This is a genomic window from Marinobacter sp. NSM (assembly GCF_052380025.1).
Taxonomy (GTDB): domain Bacteria; phylum Pseudomonadota; class Gammaproteobacteria; order Pseudomonadales; family Oleiphilaceae; genus Marinobacter.
Map to the genome: position 1 here is coordinate 216,700 of NZ_JBQTCK010000004.1, position 26,621 is coordinate 243,320.

The 26,621-nt window shown below is 55.1% G+C and carries 29 protein-coding genes and 2 pseudogenes; 16 read left to right on the forward strand and 15 right to left on the reverse strand.

Features of this window, described 5'->3' with window-relative positions; all coding sequences use genetic code 11:
• Nucleotides 1-63 precede the first annotated feature (63 nt).
• Nucleotides 64-804, forward strand: coding sequence for a helix-turn-helix domain-containing protein (locus ACTZWX_RS11420; RefSeq protein ID WP_444714031.1), 741 nt, complete (start codon nt 64-66; stop codon nt 802-804).
• A gap of 110 nt (nt 805-914) precedes the next feature.
• On the opposite strand, the gene ACTZWX_RS11425 is transcribed toward ACTZWX_RS11420, so the two are convergent.
• On the reverse strand, nt 915-2,669 hold the full coding sequence (locus ACTZWX_RS11425) for a DEAD/DEAH box helicase family protein (protein WP_444714032.1): 1,755 nt from the start codon (nt 2,667-2,669) through the stop codon (nt 915-917).
• A 194-nt stretch (nt 2,670-2,863) separates the two neighbouring features.
• Here ACTZWX_RS11425 and ACTZWX_RS11430 point away from each other — a divergent pair, with 194 nt between their 5' ends.
• Complete coding sequence (locus ACTZWX_RS11430; RefSeq protein ID WP_444714033.1) at nt 2,864-3,490, forward strand: DUF938 domain-containing protein; 627 nt, start codon at nt 2,864-2,866, stop codon at nt 3,488-3,490.
• Nucleotides 3,491-3,645: 155 nt separating this feature from the next.
• On the opposite strand, the pseudogene ACTZWX_RS11435 reads toward ACTZWX_RS11430, so the two are convergent.
• The 5 genes and pseudogenes from ACTZWX_RS11435 to ACTZWX_RS11455 form a co-directional block, all read right to left on the reverse strand.
• Nucleotides 3,646-4,068, reverse strand: a pseudogene (locus ACTZWX_RS11435) (DJ-1/PfpI family protein); the annotation flags it as partial.
• 99 nt (nt 4,069-4,167) lie between these two features.
• Entirely contained in the window at nt 4,168-4,818 is a 651-nt protein-coding gene (locus ACTZWX_RS11440; protein ID WP_444714034.1) for a DUF1294 domain-containing protein, read from the reverse strand.
• Entirely contained in the window at nt 4,815-5,270 is a 456-nt protein-coding gene (locus tag ACTZWX_RS11445) for a CopD family protein (RefSeq protein ID WP_061333659.1), read from the reverse strand. The genes ACTZWX_RS11440 and ACTZWX_RS11445 overlap by 4 nt, the downstream gene beginning before the upstream one ends.
• A gap of 100 nt (nt 5,271-5,370) precedes the next feature.
• Nucleotides 5,371-5,994, reverse strand: a complete 624-nt coding sequence (locus tag ACTZWX_RS11450; protein WP_444714035.1) for an ankyrin repeat domain-containing protein — start codon at nt 5,992-5,994, stop codon at nt 5,371-5,373.
• 425 nt (nt 5,995-6,419) lie between these two features.
• Nucleotides 6,420-7,913, reverse strand: a complete 1,494-nt coding sequence (locus ACTZWX_RS11455) for a type VI secretion system PAAR protein (RefSeq protein ID WP_444714036.1) — start codon at nt 7,911-7,913, stop codon at nt 6,420-6,422.
• Between the two features lie 223 nt (nt 7,914-8,136).
• On the opposite strand from ACTZWX_RS11455, the gene ACTZWX_RS11460 reads away from it, so the two are divergent.
• Nucleotides 8,137-8,682, forward strand: coding sequence for a nucleoside 2-deoxyribosyltransferase (locus ACTZWX_RS11460; protein WP_444714037.1), 546 nt, complete (start codon nt 8,137-8,139; stop codon nt 8,680-8,682).
• Between the two features lie 42 nt (nt 8,683-8,724).
• Here ACTZWX_RS11460 and ACTZWX_RS11465 read toward each other — a convergent pair whose 3' ends face one another.
• The 4 genes from ACTZWX_RS11465 to ACTZWX_RS11480 all read right to left on the reverse strand — a co-directional run bounded on the left by ACTZWX_RS11465 (nt 8,725) and on the right by ACTZWX_RS11480 (nt 12,174).
• Entirely contained in the window at nt 8,725-9,549 is an 825-nt protein-coding gene (locus ACTZWX_RS11465) for a DUF6544 family protein (RefSeq protein ID WP_444714038.1), read from the reverse strand.
• Nucleotides 9,546-10,553: an Acg family FMN-binding oxidoreductase gene (locus tag ACTZWX_RS11470; protein WP_444714039.1), complete on the reverse strand. Its 1,008-nt coding sequence runs from the start codon at nt 10,551-10,553 to the stop codon at nt 9,546-9,548. Before ACTZWX_RS11470 ends, ACTZWX_RS11465 begins: the two co-directional genes overlap by 4 nt.
• 339 nt (nt 10,554-10,892) lie before the next feature.
• The gene (locus tag ACTZWX_RS11475) at nt 10,893-11,033 is read right to left on the reverse strand and encodes a hypothetical protein (protein WP_444714040.1); all 141 of its coding nucleotides are present in this window, start codon (nt 11,031-11,033) and stop codon (nt 10,893-10,895) included.
• A 199-nt stretch (nt 11,034-11,232) separates the two neighbouring features.
• Complete coding sequence (locus tag ACTZWX_RS11480) at nt 11,233-12,174, reverse strand: M14 family metallopeptidase (RefSeq protein WP_444714041.1); 942 nt, start codon at nt 12,172-12,174, stop codon at nt 11,233-11,235.
• 163 nt (nt 12,175-12,337) lie between these two features.
• On the opposite strand from ACTZWX_RS11480, the gene ACTZWX_RS11485 reads away from it, so the two are divergent.
• A complete protein-coding gene (locus ACTZWX_RS11485) occupies nt 12,338-12,661 on the forward strand; it encodes a type II toxin-antitoxin system RelE/ParE family toxin (protein WP_354445689.1) in 324 nt (107 codons plus the stop codon).
• Complete coding sequence (locus ACTZWX_RS11490) at nt 12,658-12,957, forward strand: helix-turn-helix domain-containing protein (protein WP_354445691.1); 300 nt, start codon at nt 12,658-12,660, stop codon at nt 12,955-12,957. The genes ACTZWX_RS11485 and ACTZWX_RS11490 overlap by 4 nt, the downstream gene beginning before the upstream one ends.
• Nucleotides 12,958-13,049: 92 nt before the next feature.
• On the opposite strand, the gene rho is transcribed toward ACTZWX_RS11490, so the two are convergent.
• Both rho and ACTZWX_RS11500 read right to left on the reverse strand, forming a co-directional pair.
• On the reverse strand, nt 13,050-14,132 hold the full coding sequence (gene rho / locus ACTZWX_RS11495; RefSeq protein ID WP_444714042.1) for a transcription termination factor Rho: 1,083 nt from the start codon (nt 14,130-14,132) through the stop codon (nt 13,050-13,052).
• Nucleotides 14,116-14,445, reverse strand: coding sequence for a thioredoxin family protein (locus tag ACTZWX_RS11500; RefSeq protein ID WP_444714043.1), 330 nt, complete (start codon nt 14,443-14,445; stop codon nt 14,116-14,118). Before ACTZWX_RS11500 ends, rho begins: the two co-directional genes overlap by 17 nt.
• Before the next feature lie 260 nt (nt 14,446-14,705).
• Between ACTZWX_RS11500 and ACTZWX_RS11505 the strand changes: the two genes are divergently transcribed.
• The 6 genes from ACTZWX_RS11505 to ACTZWX_RS11530 all read left to right on the forward strand — a co-directional run bounded on the left by ACTZWX_RS11505 (nt 14,706) and on the right by ACTZWX_RS11530 (nt 19,649).
• Nucleotides 14,706-15,167: an RDD family protein gene (locus tag ACTZWX_RS11505; RefSeq protein ID WP_444714044.1), complete on the forward strand. Its 462-nt coding sequence runs from the start codon at nt 14,706-14,708 to the stop codon at nt 15,165-15,167.
• A gap of 325 nt (nt 15,168-15,492) precedes the next feature.
• The gene (locus ACTZWX_RS11510) at nt 15,493-16,020 is read left to right on the forward strand and encodes a retropepsin-like aspartic protease family protein (protein ID WP_444714045.1); all 528 of its coding nucleotides are present in this window, start codon (nt 15,493-15,495) and stop codon (nt 16,018-16,020) included.
• 95 nt (nt 16,021-16,115) lie between these two features.
• Nucleotides 16,116-17,600 carry a hypothetical protein gene (locus tag ACTZWX_RS11515; RefSeq protein ID WP_444714046.1) on the forward strand — a complete coding sequence of 495 codons (1,485 nt, stop codon included), beginning with the start codon at nt 16,116-16,118 and terminating at the stop codon, nt 17,598-17,600.
• Nucleotides 17,597-18,637, forward strand: a complete 1,041-nt coding sequence (locus tag ACTZWX_RS11520; protein WP_444714047.1) for a succinylglutamate desuccinylase — start codon at nt 17,597-17,599, stop codon at nt 18,635-18,637. Before ACTZWX_RS11515 ends, ACTZWX_RS11520 begins: the two co-directional genes overlap by 4 nt.
• 114 nt (nt 18,638-18,751) lie before the next feature.
• Complete coding sequence (locus ACTZWX_RS11525) at nt 18,752-19,039, forward strand: type II toxin-antitoxin system ParD family antitoxin (RefSeq protein WP_444714048.1); 288 nt, start codon at nt 18,752-18,754, stop codon at nt 19,037-19,039.
• A 133-nt stretch (nt 19,040-19,172) separates the two neighbouring features.
• On the forward strand, nt 19,173-19,649 hold the full coding sequence (locus ACTZWX_RS11530; RefSeq protein WP_444714049.1) for a DUF1499 domain-containing protein: 477 nt from the start codon (nt 19,173-19,175) through the stop codon (nt 19,647-19,649).
• Between the two features lie 36 nt (nt 19,650-19,685).
• Here the strand turns inward: ACTZWX_RS11530 and ACTZWX_RS11535 are convergent, their stop codons facing one another.
• Complete coding sequence (locus tag ACTZWX_RS11535) at nt 19,686-20,177, reverse strand: gamma-glutamylcyclotransferase family protein (protein ID WP_444714050.1); 492 nt, start codon at nt 20,175-20,177, stop codon at nt 19,686-19,688.
• A gap of 199 nt (nt 20,178-20,376) precedes the next feature.
• Here ACTZWX_RS11535 and ACTZWX_RS11540 point away from each other — a divergent pair, with 199 nt between their 5' ends.
• Together ACTZWX_RS11540 and ACTZWX_RS11545 are read left to right on the forward strand one after the other, a co-directional pair.
• Complete coding sequence (locus tag ACTZWX_RS11540; RefSeq protein WP_444714051.1) at nt 20,377-20,946, forward strand: hypothetical protein; 570 nt, start codon at nt 20,377-20,379, stop codon at nt 20,944-20,946.
• Between the two features lie 117 nt (nt 20,947-21,063).
• Nucleotides 21,064-21,810 carry an NYN domain-containing protein gene (locus tag ACTZWX_RS11545; protein ID WP_444714052.1) on the forward strand — a complete coding sequence of 249 codons (747 nt, stop codon included), beginning with the start codon at nt 21,064-21,066 and terminating at the stop codon, nt 21,808-21,810.
• A 369-nt stretch (nt 21,811-22,179) separates the two neighbouring features.
• Here the strand turns inward: ACTZWX_RS11545 and ACTZWX_RS11550 are convergent, their stop codons facing one another.
• Nucleotides 22,180-22,653 carry a hotdog fold domain-containing protein gene (locus ACTZWX_RS11550; RefSeq protein WP_444714053.1) on the reverse strand — a complete coding sequence of 158 codons (474 nt, stop codon included), beginning with the start codon at nt 22,651-22,653 and terminating at the stop codon, nt 22,180-22,182.
• 271 nt (nt 22,654-22,924) lie between these two features.
• Here ACTZWX_RS11550 and ACTZWX_RS11555 point away from each other — a divergent pair, with 271 nt between their 5' ends.
• Nucleotides 22,925-23,593 (forward strand): TetR/AcrR family transcriptional regulator, encoded by a 669-nt coding sequence (locus tag ACTZWX_RS11555; protein ID WP_444714054.1) that lies wholly within the window; start codon nt 22,925-22,927, stop codon nt 23,591-23,593.
• 224 nt (nt 23,594-23,817) lie between these two features.
• Here the strand turns inward: ACTZWX_RS11555 and ACTZWX_RS11560 are convergent, their stop codons facing one another.
• Nucleotides 23,818-24,702, reverse strand: coding sequence for a LysR family transcriptional regulator (locus ACTZWX_RS11560; protein ID WP_444714055.1), 885 nt, complete (start codon nt 24,700-24,702; stop codon nt 23,818-23,820).
• Between the two features lie 100 nt (nt 24,703-24,802).
• Here ACTZWX_RS11560 and ACTZWX_RS11565 point away from each other — a divergent pair.
• Nucleotides 24,803-25,975 (forward strand): annotated as a pseudogene (locus ACTZWX_RS11565) (MFS transporter).
• Between the two features lie 43 nt (nt 25,976-26,018).
• Nucleotides 26,019-26,522 carry an LLM class flavin-dependent oxidoreductase gene (locus ACTZWX_RS11570; RefSeq protein ID WP_444714056.1) on the forward strand — a complete coding sequence of 168 codons (504 nt, stop codon included), beginning with the start codon at nt 26,019-26,021 and terminating at the stop codon, nt 26,520-26,522.
• The last annotated feature ends 99 nt before the right edge of the window (nt 26,523-26,621 follow it).

Sequence of the window (26,621 nt, forward strand, 5' to 3'; positions counted from 1 at the left end):
ATAGTTGTGAGGCTGAAGTATGCCGGACAAGTTCCGGTACAACTTGTACGTTTGGGCTATTCGATGACGCAGGAAAAACGCATCTGGCTGGCGCGTGACCGGGCTCTGTTCCAGGGTGAGCTCCCTCCGGCAAGAATGCACGCACATGCCGCGCCGGTGCTCTTGATTGGCCTGAGTGGCCCCATCACGCTGCATTTCCCGGATGGTCGCCGTGAGACCTGCCACAGCGCCCTGGTGAATGCCGATGTGGAGCACGGGCTGGATAGCGGAGGAGAGTACATAGCCTCCCTCTACCTGGAACCGGATGCGCCGGAGACTCGCCTCCTGAAAGCAGGTTGGCTGAGTGATCGCCCGCTGGTGTTAGACCCAATCCCCTCTCCCGCGCGGCCCAGAAGTCTGGAGCGAAGGCTGCAATCCTGTGACATGTCTCAACTCCTCCCCGCGTCGGCACTTGGGCACCGAGCCGAGCTGGACAACCGCATTGCCCGAAGCCTTGACTACTTGCGGGAAGCGGGAGACCAACCCTTCAACCGCGCCAATCTGGCCAAACAGGTGCACTTATCGGAATCGCGATTCAACCATCTTTTCCGGGAGGAAGTGGGCATCAGTTTCCGGCGTTACCGAAGCTGGTCGCGCCTGCGTTCCGTGTTCTATCACGTAGCGAAGAACCCGTCGCTCACCGAGGCAGCCCTTAGCGCGGGCCTGCACGACTCTGCACACCTCAGCCGGATGTTTCAGGATATGATTGGCATCGCGCCGTCACGGGTGCTTCAGGGCCTGCAAGGGTTGCAGGTTCTGCGTTAACGCCTGAAGAGGAACCTGCATTCCTGGAAAATGGCAGAGCTTACCGGCCATCGGAGGGTTGGCACACACCTCGCCGAACTCGTGGGCAACCATGCGCCCCTTTTAAAGCATCACACCTCATTCGCCTTACGATACTGCCCCCGATAATCAAATATCCGCTCCTGTACCTGCCAATAATGCTTCTGCTTGCGGGCAATCACAAAATCCGGTGCCGGCAACAGAGCTTGCATCTCTAGTACCTCCTCCGCCTTACCGAAGGTTTTCGGGGCCTGGCCGTTGGCAAATCTGCGGCCGAACAGTTTGTTAAACACGTGGCGCTGTGCTGGCTTGCTGAAATCAAACGACTCGCCAAGCTCCTCCCCATCCTCACCGTGGTAGGTCATCTTCAGCTTGCTTCCGCCAAGGCCCAGGGTGATACCGGCGCAACGAATCACCATGGCATCTTTGAGTTTCAGGGCATCCCTTAGCTGATCGTCCGGGTCGATAATCGCTTTATGACAGTGCCCGCAATTTCTGGCCGCAATGTCATTCTCGCCACCACAGTGGGGGCACTCCTTGAAGCGGAAACGGTAGTCGCATTGCAAGGCACGCGCGCTCTCCCCCTCCACGGGCGCCAGCAGCCCCTGGCAACGGCGCCCGTAGTGCTCAATCACCCGGCCGTCGCTGTCGGTTTTGCCCCAGAAGATGTTGGCAAACCCACAGCCCGGGCAGAACACCTGCACCGGCGCACTGTCTGGATTCGGCTTCGGCTCCCCAACCTCCGGGTGATGCAGATTCACGTGGTTACCGGCGTAATCCATCACCAGGCAGTCCTTTTTGCCGTCGTCCAGGCGAAGACCACGGCCCACCATCTGCTGATACAGGCTCACCGACTGGGTAGGCCGAAGAATGGCGATCAGGTCCACATGGGGCGCATCAAAGCCTGTGGTGAGCACAGATACATTCACCAGATACTTTAACTGCCGCTGTTTGAAGCGCTGTATCAGCAGGTCCCTATCTTTCTGGTCGGTGGCGCCGGTCACCAGGGCGGTCTGGTTCTCCGGCAAGTAGCCTGTGATCTCCCGGGCATGCTCCACCGTTGCGGCGAATACCATCACTCCCTGGCGTTCAGTGGCCAGCTCCACCACCTGATCAATAATGGCGCGGGTCACCCGCTTGTGTTTGCTCAGCAGCTGGTTGACGTCGTTCTCGGCGTATTCGCCAAAACGGTTCTGAGCCAGCGACGAGAAATCGTATTGCGCCACCGCGGCGTTCACCAACTCCGGCCGAGTGAGATAGCCCCGGTTGATCATATAGCTCAACGGCAGCTCGTAGATGCAGTGCTGGAAGGGCTTATCCTCTTCACTACGAACAAAGCCCCGGTGGTGATAACGATAGATCCAGCCCATGGCCAGACGATAGGGCGTGGCGGTCAGCCCGAGCACCTTAAGAGAATCGTTCTGCTGCCTTAGTAGCTCAATGATTTGTTGATACTGGCTGATTTCCTCACCGCTGACCCTGTGGCACTCGTCAATGATCACCAACGAGTACTCATCCCGGAACTGATCCAGGTTCGCCGCTACCGACTGCACACTGGCAAAGGTGACCTGATGATGACTTTCCTTGCGCTTAAGCCCGGCGGAGAAGATGCCACCGGCTAACCCATAGCTCTCGTATTTGGCGTGATTCTGCTCCACCAGCTCTTTGACGTGTGTGAGCACCAGGATCTTCCGCCGGGCAAGGCGGGCCAATTCGGCAATCACCAGGCTTTTGCCGGCGCCGGTTGGCAACACGATGGCGGCAGAGTCGTCCGACTTGCGGAAATGGTTCAGCGTGGCATCGACAGCTTCCTGCTGGTAGGGGCGGAGTTTGAAAGGGGTACTCATTTTTTCTCAGTCAGCTACCGAACATGCGCCTGCAAAGACTTTGACAAATCAAAGCCTTTGGCGTCGTTCCAGCCGCTAAGCAACCCTTTTTGATTCAACGCATCTCTCCCAGCAGTGGATACGCCCCATTATACCGGCTTCATGGCCAGAACACCGTTTTATGATACCGTTCCGGGAAAAGGAGAAACCTATTGATGACCACCCACCTGCCCTTTTCCCAAGCCTGCGAAAACAACAAAGGCCCAATACTGGAAAGACTGCGTGAGGTCTTCAATGCCCCGGGCACCGTACTGGAAATAGGCACCGGCACCGGCCAGCACGCCGTGCATTTCGCCGCAGCCCTGCCCCACATAAAGTGGCAGCCAACGGACCACCCCGCGGCCGCACACCTGGCGATTACCCGGCTGGAACAGGCTGCGCTGCCGAACATACTCCCCATGCGAAAGCTGGACGTGGGCAACCCCCCTTGGCCCACACGGGGATTCCAATGGGCGTTCTCCGCCAACACCGCCCACATCATGGCCTGGACAGAAGTGGAACAAATGTTCCAGGGCATCGGCGCAAGCCTGCCTGATGACGGCGCGTTTTGCCTGTATGGGCCGTTCAGGCACCAAGGCGAGTTCACCAGTGAAAGCAATCGGGCGTTTGACCAGTCACTCAGATCTCAGGCGCAACACATGGGCATCCGCGATATCGAGGATTTGTCTGCACTGGCCAAGGCGGTGGGTTTGGTACTACGAGAAGATTATGCAATGCCGGCGAACAACGAGATGCTGGTGTTTGTACCGGTGCATTCGACCGGGACAAGACCAACAGACTGAGGATCAGGGGCTGTATCCGCGAATATGGGCATCTGGAGTGTCTCGCGGTCAGTGGCTTGCCTTACTCACGACTTTCGGTGTTGCCGATTTACCGCTTTTACCAGCGAGAATACGGTCTGCATCCAGCGAAGCGATTTGAAGAACTGCGCAAGCCAGGCCGGATACGCCGAGCATTTACGCCCCTCCAGCACCCCCGCTGCGGCCAACAACTGAGCTCCGTGGCAGATCGCCGCCACCGGCTTGTTGGTTTTAAAGAAATGGCGAACCAGCTTCTGCACATCCTGGTTGAGCCGCAGATATTCCGGAGCACGGCCGCCGGGCACCACCAGCGCGTCGTAATCTGCCGGATTCAGTCCATCAAAATCCGCATTCAAGGCAAACCGGTGGCCGGGCTTTTCAGTGTAGGTCTGGTCACCCTCGAAATCATGAATCGCCGTGGCGACCGTATCGCCAGCCATTTTGTCCGGGCAGACGGCGTGAACCGTATGACCAACGGCCTGCAGTGCCTGGAACGGCACCATGGTTTCGTAGTCTTCGGTGAAATCACCGGTAATCATCAGAATTTTCTTCCCGCTCATGGCTGTCTCCTTGTGTTTGTATTGCCAGGTCAGGAAACATTAGCAGCGGTGGTGTCGAGGCGGGTATTAAGGGGTTACTACAGGTCTTGTCTTGGTCTGCTACCAGATAAGCGGCCACAAAGACTTCGACAAATCAAAGCCCATTTGTTGCCGCAACCCCATCGCCTCCGGAGCCACAAGCAACCAGCCCAACGCGCCCAGATTGGCCAGCACCGCCAGCCAGAACACGAACTGGTAGCTACCTTTTCGCGTCTTGTGGCGAAACACCTGCTGTGCCATCAGCGCACCAGGCCAGCCGCCGCAGAGCTCAAAGAAGTGCAGCGTTTTCTCAGCGGTGCGCTGGGCTCCTCGCTGGGCAGCCTTCTTGTCAATCCAGTACATGACAAACAAAACCAGACTCACCCCGCCGTAGGCGGCGGGGATCGATACCGGCAGATAACCGTGATAGAACAGGCCAGCCAACACACTGAAAAACACCAGCACAACAGCGGCCGCCACCCAGACTCCCGGCGCAATGTTGGCACCCAGCTTTGCCGCCCCAACATATTGGAACCGACCAGCCCTCAAACGGCCCTGGTCATCTTTCACGGCGCTGAATGTCACCTTGCGATTAGCAACCGGCCGGCCCCGGCCTGCATAACTGCTGATGTGAGCAAACACACGCTCACCGCCACCCTCCGGCGAGATAAAACCAAAACCCTTGGCGTCATTCCAGGCAGTGAGCATTCCTTTCTGATTCAACGCGCTCACAAATACCGCCCGCCAGCCCCAATCGTCACCACAATCAGCCCAAGAATCAGGTTAGTCCCAACCAACTTGCGAATCTGCCCCACCTGGCGCCCGCCCTCCTGAGGGTCCTGATTGGCCACTGCCTGTTTCAGCCGCCGGAAGGGGGCAAAGTAAACATGGGCGTAGATCAGGATCATCACAATACCCAGCGCCTGCATCACGTGGATATGCCAACCGGCACCGGCCATGCCGCCGAACACACTCAAAATCATCCAGTACCCGGTGACCAACAATAGAATCACCGCCGCCCATACCCACCGGAAAAATCGGGACAACGTGGCACACCAGAGCCCGCCTCGCTGGGAGGCATCAATCACCTCAACCACCGCAGGGCGCATAGCCATGTAGGCGAAAAACATACCGCCAACCCAGATTACGGCAGATAGGACATGCAGTGCGATGGCTAAACCCATAAAGCAACTCCTGGATGAGAAATTCGAGTGGTAAGTATAAGTTTAGCCCTCGCGAAACAACCCTAAAACAACGGAAGCGGTTGAGGACGATCGAGCCCGCCTATAGAGCATCAAGCTCTGCCCGGATAGTCTGATAAACTTCCTGGTTCCGGGATTCCAAAAACACCGCAAACTCAAAAGCGTTAAAGCCATGATAGTCCTTCCCCGGACTATCAATCGGCAGACTTGGATCCGCCCCCAACTCCAGAAGGGCGCGGAGATAATCCACATCGGCGTAAAGCACCGCCTCATGCACTGGTGCCAGCCCGTTGTGGTAGCCGTTCAACGGCTCTCCCCTGACGGCAAAGTGTCGAAGTAACGCATAGCCACGGCGCGTCATGATGGAATCAGCATCGTGCCTATCCAACGAGGCGCCTACGAAATTGACCAAAGGTTGCGAACAGCCACCCATCGCCGTCATAGCTTTACCGCAGCGTTCATAGGGCCAGTCGAAATTGGTGAGAAGCCAGTAGGCCACTGCAGGCCGGATGGCCAGACTATTGAAATCCGAAGGGCTCCAGGGCACTTCTTCGGGGTCAAGAAGCGCTATGACTGTCAGCCCCCAGGCATCGGAACCGAAAGCCCAGGAGCGATAGAACATCGGGTACAACGTCAGGGCAATCACCAGGCACCCGCCACATAGGGTGAGCGCCTTTTTGTGGCCCAGGAAATATTTGATAAGCACTTTGCTCCTCCTTGAGCTTTGTGTGTTTCGGCGGATTGCCAGATATCTCTTAAAAGAGCAAACCCACTATTAGCAGGACTGCAAAGCATCCGTACAAAATCAACGGAGGCACTACCGCCCACAAAGTCAGTCGAGCAGGCAATGGTGTGGAGACGTCACCGATTTTCTCTGCTGATCGCTTGAGCCGGCTTGACGGAACCGATCTAAGCAAGAGAAACGTAAACACATAGCCGCTTCTCATTAACCTCCCAAGGGGATCATTCCCCCAGATTCTTCTGTGTTCTAGCGCAGAAGTGCCGGGACGTGAAATTTTCTCCTCGATTATGGACACACGAGAAAAAGCAAAAGTGAGGATTATAAATAACGATACCAGCCCTAACCCCAGAGCCCCAGCACCTACGAATGCAGCAATGATCTGAAAAGAGTCATTCATCGATTGTTACCTCGTAAAGTACTTCACCTATATTCTCACCAATGTCCCCAGCCTTTGCACCTCCTGCAAAACCGCCAACACCAGCCATTATGATGCCGCATGCAACTCCTCCCGGACCTCCTGTGGCTAGCCCCATTGCCCCACAAACCAAAGTTCCAGCAAAAGCACCAGCACTGCCACCAACTACAGAACCAGATAGCCGCCCTCCTTCGACGTACTTAACACGTCTGCACTCGGATTCGCGCGCTGCTGTGCATGCCGCATGAATTTTCACTCCCGAGGCAGCCACATCGAGCCCCAGCGATATATAGCCAACTCCCTTTGCATACTTAGCCCCTGCGGCCACTCGCTCATAATGCGTTGCATACCCAGGTATACCGCCAACCCCAGCCGTCTTCCAATTATGCACAATGCTCTTGGACGATAATCCCAACGCCCGCTTTAGTTTTGCATCATCATCCAGTGACATCCCCTTACGAGCCGCTTTTCCCAAAGCAAAATCCAGCTCTTTGAAAAGCGCCCGCCGCTTCTCGAAAAACTCCGGGTGGTTAAGGTGCCCATGCCTCCGGTAAGTTTCCTGATGAAGCCGCTCGATGTTCTTCAAAGTCGACTCAATGCTACTAATCTGCTTGGAAACCATCACGGCTCCAGCACCCAGCCCCGCCGAACCGGTCGAGGTGATGGCTTCCAATAAATCGTAGTATTTGACAAGAAACTGCGCTTCATCCTGCTCCAGTGACCTAACCTGCGCATTGATCTGCGCTGCCACCTCCATCAACTCGACTTCTTTTTGAGTGCATTCCATACCCTCTGGGTCACCCAGCACAATCATCTCACCGGGCATCAGCTGCCCGCCCAGGCCTGGATTCAATCGATCAAAATGATCTGGCTTTGCCGAAGCGTCTCCGTACAAAGCGCTCAATAGCTCCGTCCTGCTTATCGGCGTCTGAACGACATGGTAACCCGGCTCTACCGCAGCCTGAGACTGATCCTTTGTTGGGGATGAGATTGGAATTGATGGAGTCATACTGGATGCAGCCGCCCCACCTGCTAAGGCATTGTTCGTGCCATTACCGACACCGCTGGCACTTTGTGATTCCGGAACAGTGCTGCCAGAGTGATTAGCACGAGAGGCCGCTTGCGGAGCTGGCTTTGACGGCGACGGTGAGATACCCGAAAACGGCGTGGGCGTGAAGGTATCACCAATCACAACGCTACCACTGCCAATAGTGACACCCCCACACGAAATTGCACTACCAGTCACCGCAACAGGAATACCGTTGATGAGCACGGTTGCCGAACCTGCAGCGATGGCTCGCGGGTGGGGAGGGTGTTTGGGCTTGGAGTGCGGGGCGAGAGGATCACCCACGCGGGCAACAGGTTTGCCGTCAATCAGCACATCGGGGGAGCCGGCAACAACCGGGGTGGGTGGGAATCCTTCATGATCTGTACCCAAGTCACCCAGCAACACAACTTTCTTGCTCATTCCTTTGCTCCTTCCTTGAAGAGTCATCCATCGATTTCAGGGGCCGTCACTGGCACCGCACGCCATATGGTAAACAATGACTCACGAAGACCCAACCCAAAAGTTGGTAAAGACAGATGCCGTTTGAGAGGTGCATAAGTTTGAATCCGATGGCCTTCCGGCACAAGATTTCCACACTATGCTCAGGGCCGCGGCCTGCACTCAAATGAGAGACCTCATTAACATGCCAAAATCAAAACGCATCTACCTCGCCGGCCCGGAAGTCTTCTTTCCGGCGGAAGAACACCAGGCCATCGTGGCCGAGAAAAAACGCCTGCTCCGGGACGCCGGATTCGAGGGCGTCGACCCGCTTGACACAGCGCTGGCATTTTCAGACGACCAGGCAAAACCGGAGCGCGGCCACCGGATATACCAGGCCAACCGCGAACTGATGGACAGCTGCACTGCCATCATCGCCAACCTCACACCCTTTCGCGGCATCAGCGCCGATCCGGGCACCGTGTTCGAGGTGGGTTACATGATCGGCCGGGGCAAGCCCGCATTCGGGTTCACCCTGGACAGCCGGCTTTATCATCAACGGGCTGGCGCAACCGGCCGGGATGAATTGGGCCACAGCATTGAAGACTTTGAGATGAGCGATAACCTGATGATCGAAGGCGGAATCCGTGAATCCGGTGGTCAGCTGTTTGTGGCGCAGCAGCCCGGCGAACACCGCTTTTTCTCGGCGGAGATGTTTAGCTGCTGCGTAAGAGCGCTCGCCCATTCCTGAACCGGCTGGTGTAGACAAATCTTGCAAAGTTCCAGGGAATGATCACACCCAGGGAAACTCAACAGCGCTCACATCCGCCACGAAAAACGGAAAGTACTCGTCCGTCCCGAAGTGGTTGCCAGCTTCCACATGAGTCGGCAAACGAAACCCGTCGAACGACCGGAACTCAAAGAGATACCCGCCAAACGGCTGCAACCGGTGCTGTTTCTCGGGGTTGGCGTTACTCCACCGCTGGAAACTGACCTCAATAGGCTGGCCATCTGCCGACACTTTGAGATCAACGGACTGTGACATGCCAGAATATTCCACAGTAACCCTCGCCTGATCGGAGTCCAGCCCCTCCCAGGTAACACCAGGGCCAGGCAACAGCGCTGCAGGCGTCCAGAATATGGCCTCAGCGACATAGCGGCCAAACGCCGAACGGGTATGGTCAGGATCTCCACCAAAGCGGGCAACGGGCAGCAACCCCATCAGCCAGAACCGCGTCCACTGTTGACTGTCAGAACCGGACAACCGCATCAGGCCCCGCCGCGCGCACATTTTCCAGATAAATCCAGAAGGCATGGCCAACACCTGGGTTGCCTCAAAATCCAGATAATTGGGATTGCTCCTGTCACCCATGCCGAAACGCCCCGCCATCCGGATGCGGGCGACCGTCGCGAGCGGCGTACCGGGTTCAATGGTATACAGAAAATAGCGCCGTGCCGGCTCGGGAAGATCGGCAACCATCTCGGTGGCAAAGACCGGGGGCTGTGCGGGCTGCAGGCCCACCAGCTCGCGCATGGCTTTGCGGTCTGCCCGATGGTCCAGCAGCCGCCAGGCCGACAGCACCAGCCCGGCCAGAATAAGTACCCCCAGCAAAATCACCGGATAACCTCCTCAACCGGCCGCCGGAGAGAACGCGGCATCTCCGGCCCACGGCCAATCCGCACAATCAGGTCCGGGCGCCGGTCCCCAATGCCAATGCCGCGGGCAAACTCCGGGCGCAGTGTCGCCACCTCCACAGGCTGGTTAATAAACGCCGTACGCAGGCCCAGGGCCGCAGCCTGCAGGGCCAAGCGCTGGTAGCACCGGCCTGCCTCAATCCAGTGGGGAATGTCATCGGCCTCTGAATAGATGACGGCAATGGCAGAAGAACTGTCAATGTGCCGTCGATCCTTCTTGTTCTGGTTATTTGCAGAAAACGACCCCTTCATCGCCAACAATCCAAGCCAGCGGGGCACGGCCGGATTGCCCAAAACAGGCCCGTACAACCCATCGCCGGAAATCACCGCCTCCTTGCCGTTAAACCGAATCCAGGCTTTAAGCTCCCGAGCCCATTCAGGGTCTGCAAATTGGGCATCGTTGCCCTTGGCGACATAATCTGCGACCAGCGCTTTTTGATCGGCATCGGTCATCAGAAACACCGACACGCCATCCCCCTGCCCCGCTACCTGAAGCTGCTCCAGCACTTCAGCCGCAAGTGGCACACCGTCATACTCTGAACGGCTGCACTGGCGCAGGGGAATCGCCTCGAAAAGCGCAGACTGCGCGGCCGTAGCCTCTTCAAAATCAATCACCACCGAGGATGCCGACGCATCGAATTGGCAATGCCCCTTTAACCCGGCGGCTTGCGCTGCCAGCAGAAGATTCTCCGTGGCGCACCCCAGGCTGGCGTAAAGATGGTGATCATCCGGGTCCACTGCCGGGCAACGCCTGGACAGATCAGGAAGCACCCGAATCCGGTTGGATTCAATCTGGAATATCCAAGGCTGGGTATTGTGACTGGACGCCGCCAGCGTGGCGTACCGCACCAGCTCTTTGTAGTCGTGTGGTGCGGCACCAGGCGCAGCGTGGCACCAGGTTTCAATGACTCTGTCTGAATAGTTCATAGCGCCTCCAGACCCCAATCCATGAAGTGTAGGCTTTGAACTTTGCCTCTGCTAGAGGCGATTGAGGCAATCAAACCTGGAAGTACCCGAGCTCTCAGAACCCGCTAATAGACAGCCATAACGCGAAGAAAGCCGCTCCGAAAATAAGCACCGCACAATGCACCGCCAGGTTCTTCCGGGTAGTTGGCGCGGGCTTTGGGTCAAAGCTGAAGTAATCCTCACCAAACAACCCAACACCGCAGCCCTCGCAGTAGTTTTTTGAGTAAGACACCCCAACGCCGATGGCTCAAACTTCTTCCGGCAACTGTAACAACTGGGTTTAAACATGTCGGGTCCGAGTCAGTTCTTATCGATAGTGGAAATGCCGTCGATCTCGGTGGCCAACTCCGGCGTTTTTCCAAAGTACTCCATCGACACTAACGGGTAGCCATGAAAGCCCTTCTTGACCTGCTTGGCAATACGCTTTCTTGCTTTATCCACGTGCATAGTCGGGCCTGTCGCTGCGTTTGTTATCGGGGTGCCACATGAACACCTATTAGATACTATTTGCCCATCCTATGTCGTTAAATTCACCAGTAATTGGTCGACCTCTGATTGACCAGATGGTTGAATTAATCGGGTCAAATCTCCGCTGAATCTTCAGCCTGGACCGGCGGCGCTGACGGATGGGTTGGACGCGTTATCTGAGATTATTGATCGGGCCTACCGACAACGCATAGTCGATCGCCGCACACACCGCGGCAACCTGCGCGGCATTGCATTGCTCCGTGGTTACTCGGCCGCTGTCTGGGTATACCTCTGTGGTGGTCCGGTAGCGGGCGTTGGTTATGCTGGTGCAAAGGCCAAGCTGCGCCAGCGGATACTGAATCACGCCACGAGCGACCGCCGGTGAGCCGATGATCTCACCCTTGTCATCCGCCGGCGCGATATGAGTGATCTTTTCCACCGCCTCAATCACCGCCTGCTGGAATTCAGGCTGCGGGTTCTCGGTGTCGTCCACCAGATAGAAGCCGTCCGGAATGTCACCCGGCTCAAACGATTTGCCATCGCGGGCCGCAAGCGCTGGCCGGAACTCGGTTTCGTCGGTATCGGTGGTCTCGTGCAGGTCGACGTGCAGCAGTATTGGCTCAGCTATCGAAGCGACCAGCTGCATGAGCGCCGCGGACTCCCCTGCCTGACAGTCATCACGGAATGAGCGGTTGGGATCAACCGCGTTCGCGTTCCAGCGATGGATGCGTTCGTAAGCCCAGGGGCTGACGCAAGGCGCAATCAGCAGGTTTACACGGCGCGCGTAATCCAGTGCATGTTGTTCAACAAACTGCAGCGCTCCATGGACACCGCTGGTTTCATAGCCATGCACTCCGCCCGTAATCAGTACCACCGGCCGATCGGCACGCCAGTCGCGGCTGCGGATCGCCATCAGCGGATAAACGTCCAGGCCGTATTCCAGACGGCCATACTCTTGCACATCGAAGCGCGAACACAGACGCTCGATCACGCTCAACACATCGGACTCGTAACTGCGTTGACGGGTCTGCCGTGACAGCCACTGAGCACGTTCCGCATCGCCCCAGGGAATGCCGGGCGTACCGATTGGATAAGCCGCTGAAGCGCTGTTCATATCGCAAGTCTCCTTCGCTCAGTTACTCGCGCGCATCTCACGCATTCGCATAGGCATGGTATCGATCCTGAGAAAATAAATCTGACCCAATTTCCCATGTCTCCAAATCACTTCTCGAGACCATGGTTATCGTATATGATAACCAAAAGATAAAGGAGTCCCCATGGATTGGGAAATAGAATTCTACGGGAAAGTAGATGAAGAACTGGCAAAGCTGCCGCCCAAAATTCAAGCCAGAATGATTCGGCTGATGGAATTGATGGAGAAGCATGGGGCGAACCTCGGGGAGCCACACACAAAGTCGCTGGGTGGCGAATTATTTGAGATCCGCGCAAAAGCCAAAGAAGGAATAGGTAGAGGCATTTTCTGCTACATGCAGGGCAAGCGAATTATCATTCTGCATGTCTTTGTAAAGAAGGATCAAAAAATACCAAAGAAAGACCTGGAGCTCGCCAACGAGCGATTGAAGGAGGTCAAAAAATCGTGAATTTCAAACAGTTTAAGCAAAAGGCACTGGAAAATCCCGAGATCCGCCGGGAGTACGATTCACTTCAAGACGAATTCAGCCTGATCGATCAGCTGATTACGATGAGAACCAAAGCTGGCCTCACCCAGGAGGACGTTGCGAAGAAACTCGGAACTAACAAAAGCAACATATCCAGACTAGAACGCGGCCGAAGCAATCCGAGCTGGGGAACACTCAGCAAATATGCCGCAGCCTGCGGTTTTCGGGTCAAGCTGGAAGCAGTTGAAAACGACCGAGCTTCGGGTGCATCTCAATAGACCTGTGTAATTGCTGTTACCAGATAAGCGGCTGCGACAACTTCGACAAATCAAACCCCAGCGATTCCGGTTATCCTACCGACAGCGCACATTCAATCAGTGTGCGTTCCGGAGATGCCGTTCAGAAGCTCGGCATTGGTGGGGTACTTCTCAAGCAGCTCAACCAGCTTTCTTGTGCCCTCTAGCGGTTTGAGGCCGCCAAGCGCCCGACGCAACGCTCTTATTTTGTCTAAATATTTCGGATCTAACAGCAGCTCTTCACGGCGGGTACTGCTTTTCGAAATGTCCAGCGCGGGGAAGATTCGCTGGCTCGCAACGTCTCTTGATAAAACCAGCTCCATGTTCCCCGTGCCTTTAAATTCCTCAAAGATAACCTGGTCCATACGGCTGCCGGTATCCACCAGAACGGTGGCCAAAATGGTCAGCGAGCCGCCATTCTCAATGTTTCGTGCAGCGCCAAACAACCTGCGCGGCATCTCCATCGCTCGCGCATCCATCCCGCCAGACATAGTACGACCGCTGCTCTTTCGCTCCGCATTATGCACACGGGAAAGCCTGGTGAGAGAATCAATCACAATCATCACATTGTGACCCTCGCCAGCTTGTTGGCGGGCGATATCAAGAAGCTCATCGGCAACGCGAACGTGATGAGCATAGCTTTCATCCGAAGAAGAAGCGTGTACCTCCGCCGGGACGCTACGCTTGAAATCAGTGACCTCTTCCGGTCGCTCATCGATCAATAACGCGTAAAGTTTAATCTCGGGATACGCCTTTCCCACCGCCTGACAAATATCTTTTAATATCGTCGATTTTCCAGACCCCGGCGGTGCAACGATCAAACCTCGCTGCCCCATGCCAATCGGCGTGATCAAATTCATCGCACGCACCGTGAGCTTTTCTGAACCTGACTCCAAACGAATCGCCGGCGCTGGATTGATAACCGCACCGTTTAAAAAACGCTTTTGGGGATCAGCCTCAACCTCAACCATAGCTTCGGCTTTCTCAGCCACTGGCTTGGCGTCTTTAATTGGTTTCCGGGTAAAACCTAATGTCTTTCTCGTCATGGTTGTTTGATAGCTCTTGTTTGATAGATATTTTTCGACATAGGCTGATAACGCCAGAAACAGTGTGCATAAAATAAATCTGTCCCGGTTTGCCTTAAGGCAAAAGCCCATAAGGCCGCTCCAGCGCCGAACGAACATCGTCGATGGAGAAGACCCTGGCGAACTCCGCGAATCGCTGCCCATCAAACCACAGCTGAACAACCGGCAGGGAAAAGATACCGCGAGCCGCACATAACGGGCCGGCGGCCTCCTGGCAATCGATGTAAGCGGTGACCAGTTTCGGAAATTCCTCGCAGGCAAGCTGTTCCAGCCTCGGCTTGATGGCCTGACAGACGCCACAGCTTGCGCCCCCATACAAAAGCAGCACCGCAGGGCTGGACTGTAGCAGTTCTGATAAAGCCTCTTCTGAACAGATCTTTTGCACTGTTAAATCCTGATAAGCATGACTGGTTTCACCTTCAGCGTCTGGCGGAAAGCATGAAAACAGAACTGTCCCGGTTTTCACCGGTTTTCTCTAAAGTCGATACGGCTCTTTTCTAAGGTAACAATTTGTTTCATTTTTTGAACTGTGCAGATTGTTGTTAGGTTGATAACTTACGCTCTGTAATACCAAATTTCACCGGAGAAGGTCACGTCACGGTAGACCCGCGCGGGAAGCAAACTCAAAAAATCAAAGGATGAAGTATGGAATACGATGACCTGGAATACGTCGGCTTTTGGGCTCGAACTGGCGCAACGCTGATCGATACAATCTTGATAGGTATTATTGTGTTTCCCTTGCTCACGGCGTTCTATGGTGAGTCCTATTGGGATAATACAAGTTTGATTGTTGGGCCTATGGATTTTCTTTTGTCCTGGGTGTTTCCTGCTGTAGCTGTGATCCTATTTTGGATATCAAAACAAGCGACACCAGGGAAAATGGCCGTTTCTGCCAAAGTTGTTGATGCCAAAACTGGCAATGCTGCAAGCACTGGCCAGCTGATCGGACGCTACCTCGCATACTATCTCTCCTTAATACCTCTTGGTCTTGGCTATGTCTGGGTGGCCTTTGACGCCCGCAAGCAGGGCTGGCATGACAAGCTCGCGGGGACCGTGGTCGTGCGGAAGAAGCACCGAGCACCGAAACCGGTTTCGTTCGACAACTGATAAGCGTGTATGGGAAGGTCTGCTGCGCAGACCGGCTGAATATGGGGGGAGAAAGGGGCTAACGCTGCTGTTGTTGCCCCAACTGGATTCCACAGCAAGCGAAACGTTGTGCCGTCACAATTTCACCAGCCAATACCGCTTACTCCACATTCATAAGGGAGCGAAACCGGGACATATTTACTTCGAGGTTTGAAACGGTTCGATAATAAATCTGTCCCGGTTTTCCGCAAATCCGGGGATTGTGTATGGGAAATCCAGATGCTACCGCCGGGCGAGTGGTCAAGGTAGTATTGGAACAGTCTACCCGCGACCCACAAGGAACAGGATGAGCAAACCTGGCGCCATCAAACCCGAAATTCGATACCTCCTGTACTTCGCTGGTTTCTGGGTTGTATTACTCGCCGTTGTAACCCATTTTTTCGGCAGTTGGGGCTCCCAACAAAACAACCCGAATCAGCAACTAGTCAGCCACACCCGCGGCAGCGTCACAGAGATTGAACTGCAAGCCAACCGACAGGGCCATTATTTGGCAAACGGCACCATCAACAACCAGCGTGTCACCTTCATCCTGGATACCGGTGCCACAACCGTGGCAGTCTCAGAATCCCTCGCCCAAAAAGCAGGCCTTAGAAAGGGCCAATCCGGCCGTGCACATACCGCCGCTGGTACAGTCAATGTGTGGAGCACGACCATTCAGGAACTCCGCCTGGGCGATATGACATTCTACAATGTGCCCGGCACCATCAACCCAGCCATGGACCCCGACATGGTACTGCTGGGCATGAGCGTGCTCGGCCAGCTTAACTTTTCCCAGCAATCGGGCGTTCTAACCCTGAGCCAGGACACACGTTGAAGCGGTTCTCATAACGCTTTTGCCCTTCGGTCAGTCACTCGCGCGCCTCATTTCCGCTACTATCAAAGTAAGCCAGTGCTAGAGACACAGCCGCTATGGGACTGTCGATAGAACAATCGGAATTTACAGCGGAAGAGTTTGACCGTTTTGCCGCCAAGGTGCGAACGGACCTTACCGCACTCACCCGCCTTCTGGACCGGCCCGGCTTTGGTGAGGGGGAATCTTCCATTGGCGCCGAGGTCGAGTTCTACATCGTAAACCCGAACCTTCGTGTTCAGCCGATCAACACAGACATAGCCGCCAGCGTTCAGGATCCACAACTGACGGTTGAACTCAACCGCTTCAATCTTGAATACAATCTCAGCCCCCAGGCCTTCAAGGGCACCCCCTTTGCCAGAACCGAGCTGGAACTGCTCAGGGCCATGCAGCGAATCAACCAACACGCCGCGCCATTGAATGGCGAACTGGTCCCCATCGGCATTCTACCCACGTTGCGCCAGTCCGATATGGGCGCAAAGGTGATGACAGACGAACCCCGCTACCATGCGCTATCCAACGCCTTGATCCAGCAACGGGGCGAGCCATTCAGCATCCATATCGGTGGCAACGACGTCATCGACCTGGAGGCGGACGACGTCACCATGGAAGGGGCGAACACCTCATTCCAACTGCACTGGCGCGTTCCAGCCCGCCGCTTTGCCGACTATTTCAACGCCGTGCAGCTGGTGACGCCCATTGCGCTGGCTCTGGCCAGCAATTCGCCCAGCCTGTTCGGCCACCACCTATGGGACGAAACCCGTATCGCCCTGTTCAAACAGTCCGTCGACAGCCGCTCGCCCAACCACAGAACCTGGAAACACCCGCCAAGGGTTTATTACGGCAACGGCTGGGCACGCAGCGCCTGGGAGCTGTTTGCTGCCTCGGCCTCCTTGTATCCCCCCATCCTGCCATTGATGTCCGAAGAAGATCCGATGGCGGTTATTGATCGGGGAGGCGTACCGGAACTGGCCGAACTGCGGCTGCACCATGGCACCACATGGCCCTGGAACCGAGCCATCTTTGATCACAACGACGGCGGCCATCTGCGCATCGAGATTCGTTCCATGCCGGCCGGACCGACCGCCGTGGATATGTGCGCGAACGGACTGTTCGAGATCGGGGCGGCGTTGGCGGTACTCGAGGATATCCGTCACCTGACGTCGATACTTCCCTTTCATTACACCGAACACAATTTCTATCGTGCCGCCAAATACGGCATCGGTGCAGACATTATCTGGCCGCACAAAGACCAGGTGCAGTTACAGGATACACCCCTGTTGAACGTGGCCCGTGACCTGCTGCCCCGCGCCCGGGAAGCTTTACAACGAACCGCCGTGGACGAGGCGGAGATCCACCGCCTGCTCGGAATCATCGAAGGCCGCATTCAAACCCGGATGACCGGCGCCCGATGGCAGCGACAGGTCACCGAGTCTTATTTCCGGTCCCAGACTACCGACGAGGCGTTCAGGAGTATGCTGTCGCTTTACATGGCCAATCAGAAGACAAACACACCACTGCACGAATGGACCTTGTCACCATGAGCCGCTCGAACACCCTGGATTATCTCAACAACCCGTCACCCCAAACCCTGGGCCGCTCGCCCCTGGAGTGGCTGGACCGGCTGCAACGGCCCACGGTGGTTCGAGTTGCTGGCCGCGACCCTTCCAGAACCCGGGCCATGGCAACCCTGCTTCACGGCAACGAACCCTCAGGGCTGTTCGCGATTCACCGATGGCTACTGGAGCAGCACACCCCGGAGGTCAACCTGCTGTTCCTTCTGGGCGGCGTCCTTCCCGCGAAAATCCCGCCGACATTATCGCTGCGCCAAGTGCCAGGCGGGCGTGATCTGAACCGGTGCTTCAAAGAACCGTTTGAAGGCGAAGAAGGCGCCATTGCCAAGGCCATGCTGGCCGAGCTTCAAACAGCCAACCCCGAATGCCTGCTGGACGTGCACAACACCTCAGGCACCGGCCCTGCCTTCGCCGTAACCATCACCAACGACGCTGCCCATCAGGCGCTGGCGTCGCTCTTTACCGACCGGCTGATCATGACGGATCTTCGCCTGGGGGCACTGATGGAATATTCCGAGCAGGAGGTGCCCACCGTCACCATCGAGTGTGGCGGGGCTCAGGATGATCTCGCGCACCAACTGGCGTACGAAGGGCTTGTTCGGTATGCCTCACAACCAGACGTGCTATCGCTGGAAAAAACGGAATGGAACGTTGCGGTACTGCGCAATCCGATCCGGGTGGAGTTGGCCCCCGGTGCGACTATCGAGTACCGGTTAACGCCCAGCGGGCAGGCGGACCTCACGTTTCCGCCCGACATCGAACACCGCAATTTCGGGATTGTATCGCCGGATGAGCCGCTCGGATGGGTTGGGCAAAAAGGCCTGGAGGTTCTCACTGCGATCAGCCACAACCGGACCGAGAACATGGAACAGGTGCTTAAAATCAAGGATGGGCGAATCTACCCCGCCCAGGCCCTCAAGGCCTTCATGATCACCACCAACCCGGTGATTGCGAAGAGCGATTGTCTGTTCTATGCCGTCAAAGCCACGGGCGATCCTATTTTTTAGACCATGGCGAACCGCTTTTTCTCGTAACTTAACCATCAGAGTCAGCTCATCCCCTAGACAGGAAATTCACAGATTGGCATATTATGCCAATGCACTTCCGACAGGATCACTCTAATGGCAGCGAGAAACATCGTACTCACTAACCATCAATCCCATGTAGTCGATCACCTGGTTGCCTCGGGCCGATATCAAAATGCGAGTGAGGTACTTCGAGCTGGCCTGAGAATGGTCGAGGAAGCCGAGTCCCGCTACGTCACGAAAATGAATGACCTCAGAGCCGCCATCGATGCGTGCCAGGAAGACCTGGAGGCTGGCAGAACCAGAACATTCACTGGTGACCAATTCGCTACTTACCTTTCAGAGCGTGCGGAGCACGCCATCAGGGAAAAACGGGATATCTGATTAGATCAGACATTCGGTCCAGACTCGCTACCTATCCGCTTGCAAGGGAAGGCAAAGCTTCACCCTATCAATTCTATTTCAGGATGGAGCTACACTGGATTCCCAACTGACAATGGATCCTCTGGAATCAAACATGCGATGTTTTGCTCTGCTGACAGTACTCCTGCTTACAGGCTGCACTTCGACCAGCCATGTACCTTCCTCCGGTACCGACTTCGCTCTTGATGGCTGCACGCCCTTCCTGAACTGTGTATCCAGCACCTCATCAGTGGGCCTCTATTACGTGAAACCCATTCAGCTGTCTGCGCCCCTGGATCAGCCAACATGGGACACCGTTAAAGCTGTCGCCAAAGAAATGCCGGGCGCTAGTCTCAATGACTCGCGCTTTGGCTATCTGGACATGACCTTTCATAGCGACCTGCTCCGCTTTCCCGACTACTTCGAGGTTCTGGTGAGCCCGGACCGACGCAGCCTGGATGTCCGATCCCAGTCGCTGGTCGGCTTTTATGATCTCGGCGTTAACCGGCGGCGCGTGGAGCGACTCAGACTCAATCTGGTTGAGTCGGGTGTTGCCAGCAGTAATAGCCAGGCTCTAAAAGGCGCTGACTGAGGGAAGGCAAAACTGGTAAACAATAGCGAACCGCTTTTAGTAGATGGCCCGCTCCCTCGCATCGCGTTTTCGATCAGGGTCTTCCTGGCTTCGCGTGGCTGAAATGGCCTCAAGGTAGTCAGCGGGAACACCGGTTTCTTTCGCACCAACGATCACGTGATTCAAATACCAGGAGTGCGGCAGCAAAGACGGATCCGTTGACGTTGCGCAGTAGGTAAAAGCATCCAGGGAATTGCCGAGAGCATCCGTAACCGTAACCTGCTTTTCGTCGTAACCAAAGCCCAAGCCCTCAGCCCTGTCCAACGGGCCTTTCTCGCTGCGCGGAATCTCAAACAGTGCGCCAATAACGACGTCCTCCGGATTGCCGGTGAACAGCGCGTCGCATTTTGCGGATTGGTCTTTCCTGCTCCACTTATGGAATCGAAGGGCATGCTCAACAAGCGTGAACATACCGATTCGCTCTGCGCTTGGAACCCTCGCTCTTAATCTGAGGAGTGACATATTCGATCCGTAAGCAAAATACTTCATGCTGCCTCTGTGTCTGCACTGTTCACTCAGGAGCCTGGAGTCATAACTTTAGCAAAACCGGGGTAGGTCATCCCCAAAGCGCACCCAGCTTTGCCAAGCGTTGTGATGGTTACACCAGGACCGCCCACCCTTTCCATCCGCATGTTCAAACAGTAGACTTTCACCCAAAGGACTGAAACTTCTCCAAAGGAACCGGAACATGAAGCGACTCGGAACAACCGCTTTGGCCCTGCTGCTATGCCTGTCAGCTTCGGCCTGCGCCTCTCCCAAACTCAGTGTGCTTGACCCTGTCGAACCACGTACAGAGACACACGGCGTCACCATCAGCCGTTCAGCGCACCCTATTAAACTCCCCCTTGAATCACTGGCCGGCGCAACCTTCATCGGCAGTGATGGCGAGCTCATTCTGTACAACAAACGCAAAGGTCTTTTTGCCACGGTTGTTACATCCGATGACTGGGGCAATCCCGCCATTCAAATGAATGAGGTGCCCAGCTACATCTTCAATCGTGACCTCAGTGCAGTTCAGACCCCCGAGCTCCGGAAGGAGCTCGAAGGCGTCATCAGAATGACCCTGGAACCGGCCAAAGAAAAGGAATCCAGCGTGGTAACCATGGGCAAGATCACCGCCTATATCGCTTTCAATCCGAAGAAAACCATCATCATGCTGACCTCACCGGATAAGCCGGACCTGTTTACTCAACTGGTGCTGGACAACTTCAGCTGGGAAGAAATCGAACACGAAATCCTGAAAGGAATCGGGGGGTAGTAGAATGCTAACGATGGAATGGCATGCCGCAACCAGGTGACAATCAATTTCCGAATGGAAGTTTACCGCTCTGCCCTCTAGGCTACTTTCATCCGAGACAAGGAAAGCCCAAACACAATGAACAACAACTACAAAATTGCGCTCCTGATCGACTGCGACAACGTCAGCCATCAATCCATTGAGGGCGTGCTTCAGGAACTTGCCAAATACGGCGCGGTGAATGTCCGTCATGCCCATGGCAACTGGAATGGCCCTCAACTGGGCGGCTGGATAGAAAAACTGCACGCCAACGCCATTCGGCCGATTCAGCAATTTGCCTACACGACCGGCAAAAACGCGACTGACGCATCCATGATCATCGATGCCATGGATCTGCTCTACAGCGGCAACGTTAACGCCTTCGCGCTGATGACCAGCGATTCCGACTTCACTCCCCTCGTCATGCGCATTCTTGAGGCGGGCCTACCGGTCTTTGGCTTCGGCGAGCGCAAAACACCCATGCCCTTCGTGAACGCCTGCTCTCAGTTCATCTATACGGAAAACCTGCGAGAAGAGTCGGAAGAGCAAGACGACAATGACAGCGGCGACACCGAAAAGCCCACAGCTACCGCAAAGCGCACGCGCAACGAGCTGAGAGGTGACACGGTTCTGGTACGAACACTGCGAACGGCCGTGGAACAAACCGCCGATGATGATGGCTGGGCGCATTTGGGCAAAGTTGGCCAGTACATTTCCAACAACAGCTCCTTCTCCCCGGTGAACTATGGGTACAAGAAGCTGAGCGACCTGATCCGGGCGAGTGAGTTGTTTGACATCGATACCAGAGAAAAAAACGTAGTTTTCATCAGAAGCCCAGAGAAATAGGTCTGGCTAACAATTCATTGTTCGGTTAGGTCGCAAAGCGAACATTCGATGGCACCCCCTAGCGAAACCGCGGCTTTAAACATCGGATTGCAGGTGGCGCATGGCTTGGCGGCCATTTCGTCGAAGACATGGGGTTGATGAATACGCCCTGGATCGGTGGCGTCATCGTTATCAGTGCGCTTCTCCTGACACGGCTTTCAGCCTCGTTGGACAACCGTCAGACAGCAACAGCATAAGACGTGAAAGGCCTCCCAAACGGGAGGCCCAAATTAAGATTACTTTTTGTCTGCTAATAGCTATACGTATCAAAAATTAAGTTCAACACGATCTGTTCAGTATTACAGATCAGCAGCGCATGATGTCCGATTACTACTTGGCCTTTGGCGAAATCCACATCGAAATCTTTGCTCTAAAAACAACTGCGCCCTCAGCGTCCTGGACATCTACTCTCACAAGAAACTCTCCTGGTTTGCCCCAATCAAACTCCCCAAGAGGCGTGGCGACGGCTGTCAGATCTGTAACGGCCTTTTTCAAGTATTCGACGGTCATTCCTTTGGGAATCCAGCGGTGCGTTTCCGGAATACTGACTTCAGTCATCGTTCCTCCAGCAAGCTCTGCCATGTTACACATCGCGATGGCATGAACGGTTCCCAAATGATTGAGTAAGCGTCTGCGCTTCGCAATGCGGACTTCACAATAGTTTGGGCGCAATTCCTTGAACCGGGGGGAAATGCTTCCGAAGTAGGGTGCCTTCATACACAGCAACCTAGAGAAGGCCCATTTACCACCTGGCTTTGAAGCCAATGTTTTCCATATTTGAAGCGTGTTTAATGATGATTTCATTACGGTTACCTTCTGAATATTGGCCGAATGGCCACGCTAATCGGCCGATCCTGACAGTCATCGAGATCTGCTCGATGGACTCTTTGCTTATCTCATTTCAAAAATTCTTACTGGCACCATTCACGAGACGCCTTCAGGTCCAAAAATTAAACGCTGAAGGCGTCGTTGCTCATAGGGATCTTTCTGTGTTTCCGATTATCAGCTGCCCAAAAAGAATATTATTCGGTTAAAGAACATTATTCTTTTACGAATGAGGCTGTCAAGCGCTAGAATGACCACCAACGAAGCTCCAGATAGCCAACCAACTGAGCAGACGAAAAAGCTTATGTGTGAACTCAGCATCTTGGAAAGACGGTTTCCAGGCCGTAAATCAGGCTTAAAGCGGGAAGTTCTTGAGCAGGCTCTCGCCTGTTTTAATGAAGCAGGCATCGAAGCAACGACAATTGATTCAATTAGATCTCGCTGTGAAGCCAGTGTCGGGGCGATTTACCATCACTTTGGCAACAAGGATGGCATTCTCGGAGCACTCTTTTTCACCGCTTTAGATGATCAGCATGAATTCTTCGAGCATTACCTGGCCAAGGCTGGCACGCTCGAAACCTTAGTCTCCGCTATTGTGATGGGCTATATCGACTGGGTTGTGCAAAATCCAGAATGGGCAAAGTTCCTGTTTCAGGCTCGCAGCTCTGTAGCGAAAGGCCCGCTTTGCCATGAGCTCTCAGAGAGAAACACCAGACAACTTCAAGGCTTAAAGGAAAAGCTGCGTACCATCGATAACCACGGCACTGAAATCACCCTACCTTTTGAGCTGATCCCGTCTCTGGTCATCGGAGCTTCAGAGCACTATTGCCGAGCTTGGCTATCCGGAAGGGTTCCGACCTGTCCGAGTGCATATCGTGAGCAACTTGCAGCCGCTGCATGGCGTTCGATTCAAGGTTAATCCTATTGTAAACATCCTTATTTGTCACAGAGCTGACTATCGTTTTCTGACCGTCACTATTTCACCAGATACTCCAATGGTGCGAAGTCTCTCAGTCAACTTGTACGGGTGCGGGTTCGCTTTGCCTAAGGTGCCAGCTGGGAGGCGGATGGTCGCGAAGCGAACGTTCGATGGCATGCCCCAGCGCAAGCGATTCCCGTCGACTTTCTCGGCTCAACAGTCCCTCAAAGACTTTGCCAACGGTGAGTAAAGAAATCCAGGAACACTTGAATACGTGACGCCAACGTGGTGTTTCGGTAGTAAACCGCGTTGACCAACTCTCTCGGGTTTGGGCGGGCAACGTAATCATCTAGCATTTCCACCAAGCTTCCCTTCCCGAAATCCTCGGCAATCATGAAATGAGAGAGATAGGCTATGCCGTTGCCTTGCAGGCAAAGTTGGCGAACAGCTTCACCACTACTCGCTCGAATCGTCGGTCTCATCCTCATTCCCTCGCCCAGATGCCAAATGTTCAACGACTCAGGAGCGGTGAAGCCAATGATGTCGTGTTCTTGGAGGTCGGCAGGCGAGTCACAATCACCTTTGCGTTTCAGATAATCCGGTGATGCAACCACTGACAGTGGGGAACGACCGAGTACCCGGGCGTGCAGAGTTGAGTCATCCAGTGGGCCGATCCGTATTGCGATGTCGATCCGGCGTTCCAGGAGATCCACGATCTGGTCACTGGCCGTCAGTTCGAGCTCAATGTCCGGGTAGGCCTCCCTGAATTCGCGCACGTGCGGAACGATCTGATGTAACAGGAATGGATTTGCGGCATCCACTCTTAACCGTCCGGCTGGCCGTTGCTTGCGAATAGCTAACTGCTCCTCAGCTTCCTCAAGCGCGGCCAAACCACCCCGCACCTTTTCTACAAACAAATGCCCTTCCTCTGTCAGCGCCACCTTGCGGGTCGTTCGATTCAAAAGTGTGGTGTTCAAGGACGCCTCTAGCCGTGTAACCGCTCGGGAAACCCGAGTCACGGACACCTCCAGCTGCTCCGCAGCGCCACTGAAGCTGCCACTGTCCACCACAGAGAGCAGAAAAAAGAGATCATCCGACCGGCTTTTCATTTTCACAATCCGCAAAAGTATTTTTCTAAAAGCGTTGTTTATCGCAAAAGTATGAAAGAGGACACTAGGCAGCGTCAATCAACTCCAATGGAGAACCGTTATGCCTATTGCATTATTTGCGCTGACATTAAGCGCCTTTGCAATCGGGACCACCGAATTCGTGATTGTCGGTCTGGTCCCGACCATCGCCCAGGATCTGGGCGTTACCCTGCCTTCAGCCGGCCTCTTGGTCAGCCTGTATGCCCTTGGTGTCGCCGTTGGCGCGCCTGTCCTGACTGCACTCACAGGACGCTGGAATCGGAAGTGGGCTCTGCTGTCACTGATGAGTCTTTTCATCATCGGCAATGTACTTGCCTGGATGGCCCCGAATTACGCCTCTCTGATGACCGCTCGAATCCTGACGGGGCTCGCCCACGGTGTGTTCTTCTCGATTGGCTCAACGATTGCGACCAGTCTTGTTTCAAAAGACAAGGAGGCCAGCGCAATAGCCATCATGTTTACCGGTCTGACGGTGGCTCTGGTTACAGGCGTTCCACTGGGCACGTTTATTGGGCAAACCTTTGGCTGGCGCGCAACCTTCCTGACCGTGGCTGCGCTTGGCGCAATCGCGCTGGTCGGCAGCGCCTTGCTTGCGCCCAAAAACCTGAAGCAATCTGCTCCAGCGACACTGCGCCAACAGCTTGAGGTCATTACCCATCCCAGACTGCTGCTCGTGTACGCAATGACCGCAGTCGGCTATGGCGGCACCTTTACCGCATTCACTTACCTCACGCCCATTCTGGAGGACGTCACCGGGTTTGCTTCTGGCATCGTCAGTATCTTGCTACTGGTTTATGGCGTGTCCGTAGCAACCGGCAACATCTGAGGAGGCACGTTGGCAGACCGCCTTGGGCCGACCTCAGCCCTGTACATCATCTTTGGCGGCCTCGCGGTCATCCTGTTTGCACTCACGTTCAGCGCCTACAACCCCATCGCAGCAGTCATCACGCTACTGGTTTGGATTGCCTTCGCGTTCGGTAATGTGCCTGGATTGCAGGTCTATGTCGTACAACTGGCCGAGCGTTATACCCCGCACTCTGTCGATGTTGCATCCGGCTTGAACATCGCTGCATTCAACATCGGCATTGCAGGTGGCGCATGGCTTGGCGGCCATGTCGTCGAAGATATGGGGTTGATGAATACGCCCTGGATCGGTGGCGTCATCGTTCTCAGTGCGCTTCTCCTGACACGGCTTTCAGCCTCGTTGGACAACCGTCAGACAGCAACCGCATAAGACGTGAAAGGCCTCCCGAGAGGGAGGCCCAAAGAGGTTTGTTATGACCATTTCAAAGTTGACTTCAGGGCCATTGACCGTTGGCCTTGAACTGCCCTTGGATAATGATTGGACTCAGGAAGGCCAGCGCCAACGAATGCTGGACAAGCGACCTTTTGGTGTGCCGGATCTCAGCGAGCATCAATCGCTGGCCAGACTGGCCGATGAACTGGGATTCCGGGCTCTGTGGATTCGAGATGTTCCCCTATACGACCCGTCGTTCGGCGATGCCGCCCAGGTGTTCGATCCGCTGGTGTATCTGGGATTCCTGTCGGGAGTAACCCGGAACATTCTGCTGGGCACGGCGGCAGTAGTTCTACCGCTGCGCAGCCCATGGATCGTGCGCAAATCCGCGGCCTCGATTCAGGCACTGAGTCATGACCGATTGATGCTCGGCGTGGCAAGCGGAGACCGTCCCTCGGAATACCCATTGTTTGGTGCGGACTATGAAAATCGTGGACAAGCCTTCCGGCACAGTGTGGAGATCTTCACCGGCAAACAGGATTAGCGATTGTCACCAGGCCAAGCGATCCTACCCGATACTCGAACACTCCCGCTGTTATCTGCCGGATTATCACAGCAGTCGCCGGAATGGATCGGTCAGCAT

What these genes read in the sequence shown, in the direction of transcription:
- ACTZWX_RS11420 (WP_444714031.1), top strand. Translation starts at nt 64, where the DNA reads ATGACGCAGGAAAAACGCATCTGGCTGGCGCGTGACCGGGCTCTGTTC.
- ACTZWX_RS11425 (WP_444714032.1), bottom strand. Translation starts at nt 2,669, where the DNA reads ATGAGTACCCCTTTCAAACTCCGCCCCTACCAGCAGGAAGCTGTCGAT.
- ACTZWX_RS11430 (WP_444714033.1), top strand. Translation starts at nt 2,864, where the DNA reads ATGACCACCCACCTGCCCTTTTCCCAAGCCTGCGAAAACAACAAAGGC.
- ACTZWX_RS11445 (WP_061333659.1), bottom strand. Translation starts at nt 5,270, where the DNA reads ATGGGTTTAGCCATCGCACTGCATGTCCTATCTGCCGTAATCTGGGTT.
- ACTZWX_RS11455 (WP_444714036.1), bottom strand. Translation starts at nt 7,913, where the DNA reads ATGAGCAAGAAAGTTGTGTTGCTGGGTGACTTGGGTACAGATCATGAA.
- ACTZWX_RS11460 (WP_444714037.1), top strand. Translation starts at nt 8,137, where the DNA reads ATGCCAAAATCAAAACGCATCTACCTCGCCGGCCCGGAAGTCTTCTTT.
- ACTZWX_RS11470 (WP_444714039.1), bottom strand. Translation starts at nt 10,553, where the DNA reads ATGAACTATTCAGACAGAGTCATTGAAACCTGGTGCCACGCTGCGCCT.
- ACTZWX_RS11480 (WP_444714041.1), bottom strand. Translation starts at nt 12,174, where the DNA reads ATGAACAGCGCTTCAGCGGCTTATCCAATCGGTACGCCCGGCATTCCC.
- ACTZWX_RS11485 (WP_354445689.1), top strand. Translation starts at nt 12,338, where the DNA reads ATGGATTGGGAAATAGAATTCTACGGGAAAGTAGATGAAGAACTGGCA.
- rho (WP_444714042.1), bottom strand. Translation starts at nt 14,132, where the DNA reads ATGGGCTTTTGCCTTAAGGCAAACCGGGACAGATTTATTTTATGCACA.
- ACTZWX_RS11505 (WP_444714044.1), top strand. Translation starts at nt 14,706, where the DNA reads ATGGAATACGATGACCTGGAATACGTCGGCTTTTGGGCTCGAACTGGC.
- ACTZWX_RS11510 (WP_444714045.1), top strand. Translation starts at nt 15,493, where the DNA reads ATGAGCAAACCTGGCGCCATCAAACCCGAAATTCGATACCTCCTGTAC.
- ACTZWX_RS11515 (WP_444714046.1), top strand. Translation starts at nt 16,116, where the DNA reads ATGGGACTGTCGATAGAACAATCGGAATTTACAGCGGAAGAGTTTGAC.
- ACTZWX_RS11520 (WP_444714047.1), top strand. Translation starts at nt 17,597, where the DNA reads ATGAGCCGCTCGAACACCCTGGATTATCTCAACAACCCGTCACCCCAA.
- ACTZWX_RS11525 (WP_444714048.1), top strand. Translation starts at nt 18,752, where the DNA reads ATGGCAGCGAGAAACATCGTACTCACTAACCATCAATCCCATGTAGTC.
- ACTZWX_RS11530 (WP_444714049.1), top strand. Translation starts at nt 19,173, where the DNA reads ATGCGATGTTTTGCTCTGCTGACAGTACTCCTGCTTACAGGCTGCACT.
- ACTZWX_RS11535 (WP_444714050.1), bottom strand. Translation starts at nt 20,177, where the DNA reads ATGAAGTATTTTGCTTACGGATCGAATATGTCACTCCTCAGATTAAGA.
- ACTZWX_RS11540 (WP_444714051.1), top strand. Translation starts at nt 20,377, where the DNA reads ATGAAGCGACTCGGAACAACCGCTTTGGCCCTGCTGCTATGCCTGTCA.
- ACTZWX_RS11545 (WP_444714052.1), top strand. Translation starts at nt 21,064, where the DNA reads ATGAACAACAACTACAAAATTGCGCTCCTGATCGACTGCGACAACGTC.
- ACTZWX_RS11550 (WP_444714053.1), bottom strand. Translation starts at nt 22,653, where the DNA reads ATGAAATCATCATTAAACACGCTTCAAATATGGAAAACATTGGCTTCA.
- ACTZWX_RS11555 (WP_444714054.1), top strand. Translation starts at nt 22,925, where the DNA reads ATGACCACCAACGAAGCTCCAGATAGCCAACCAACTGAGCAGACGAAA.
- ACTZWX_RS11560 (WP_444714055.1), bottom strand. Translation starts at nt 24,702, where the DNA reads ATGAAAAGCCGGTCGGATGATCTCTTTTTTCTGCTCTCTGTGGTGGAC.
- ACTZWX_RS11570 (WP_444714056.1), top strand. Translation starts at nt 26,019, where the DNA reads ATGACCATTTCAAAGTTGACTTCAGGGCCATTGACCGTTGGCCTTGAA.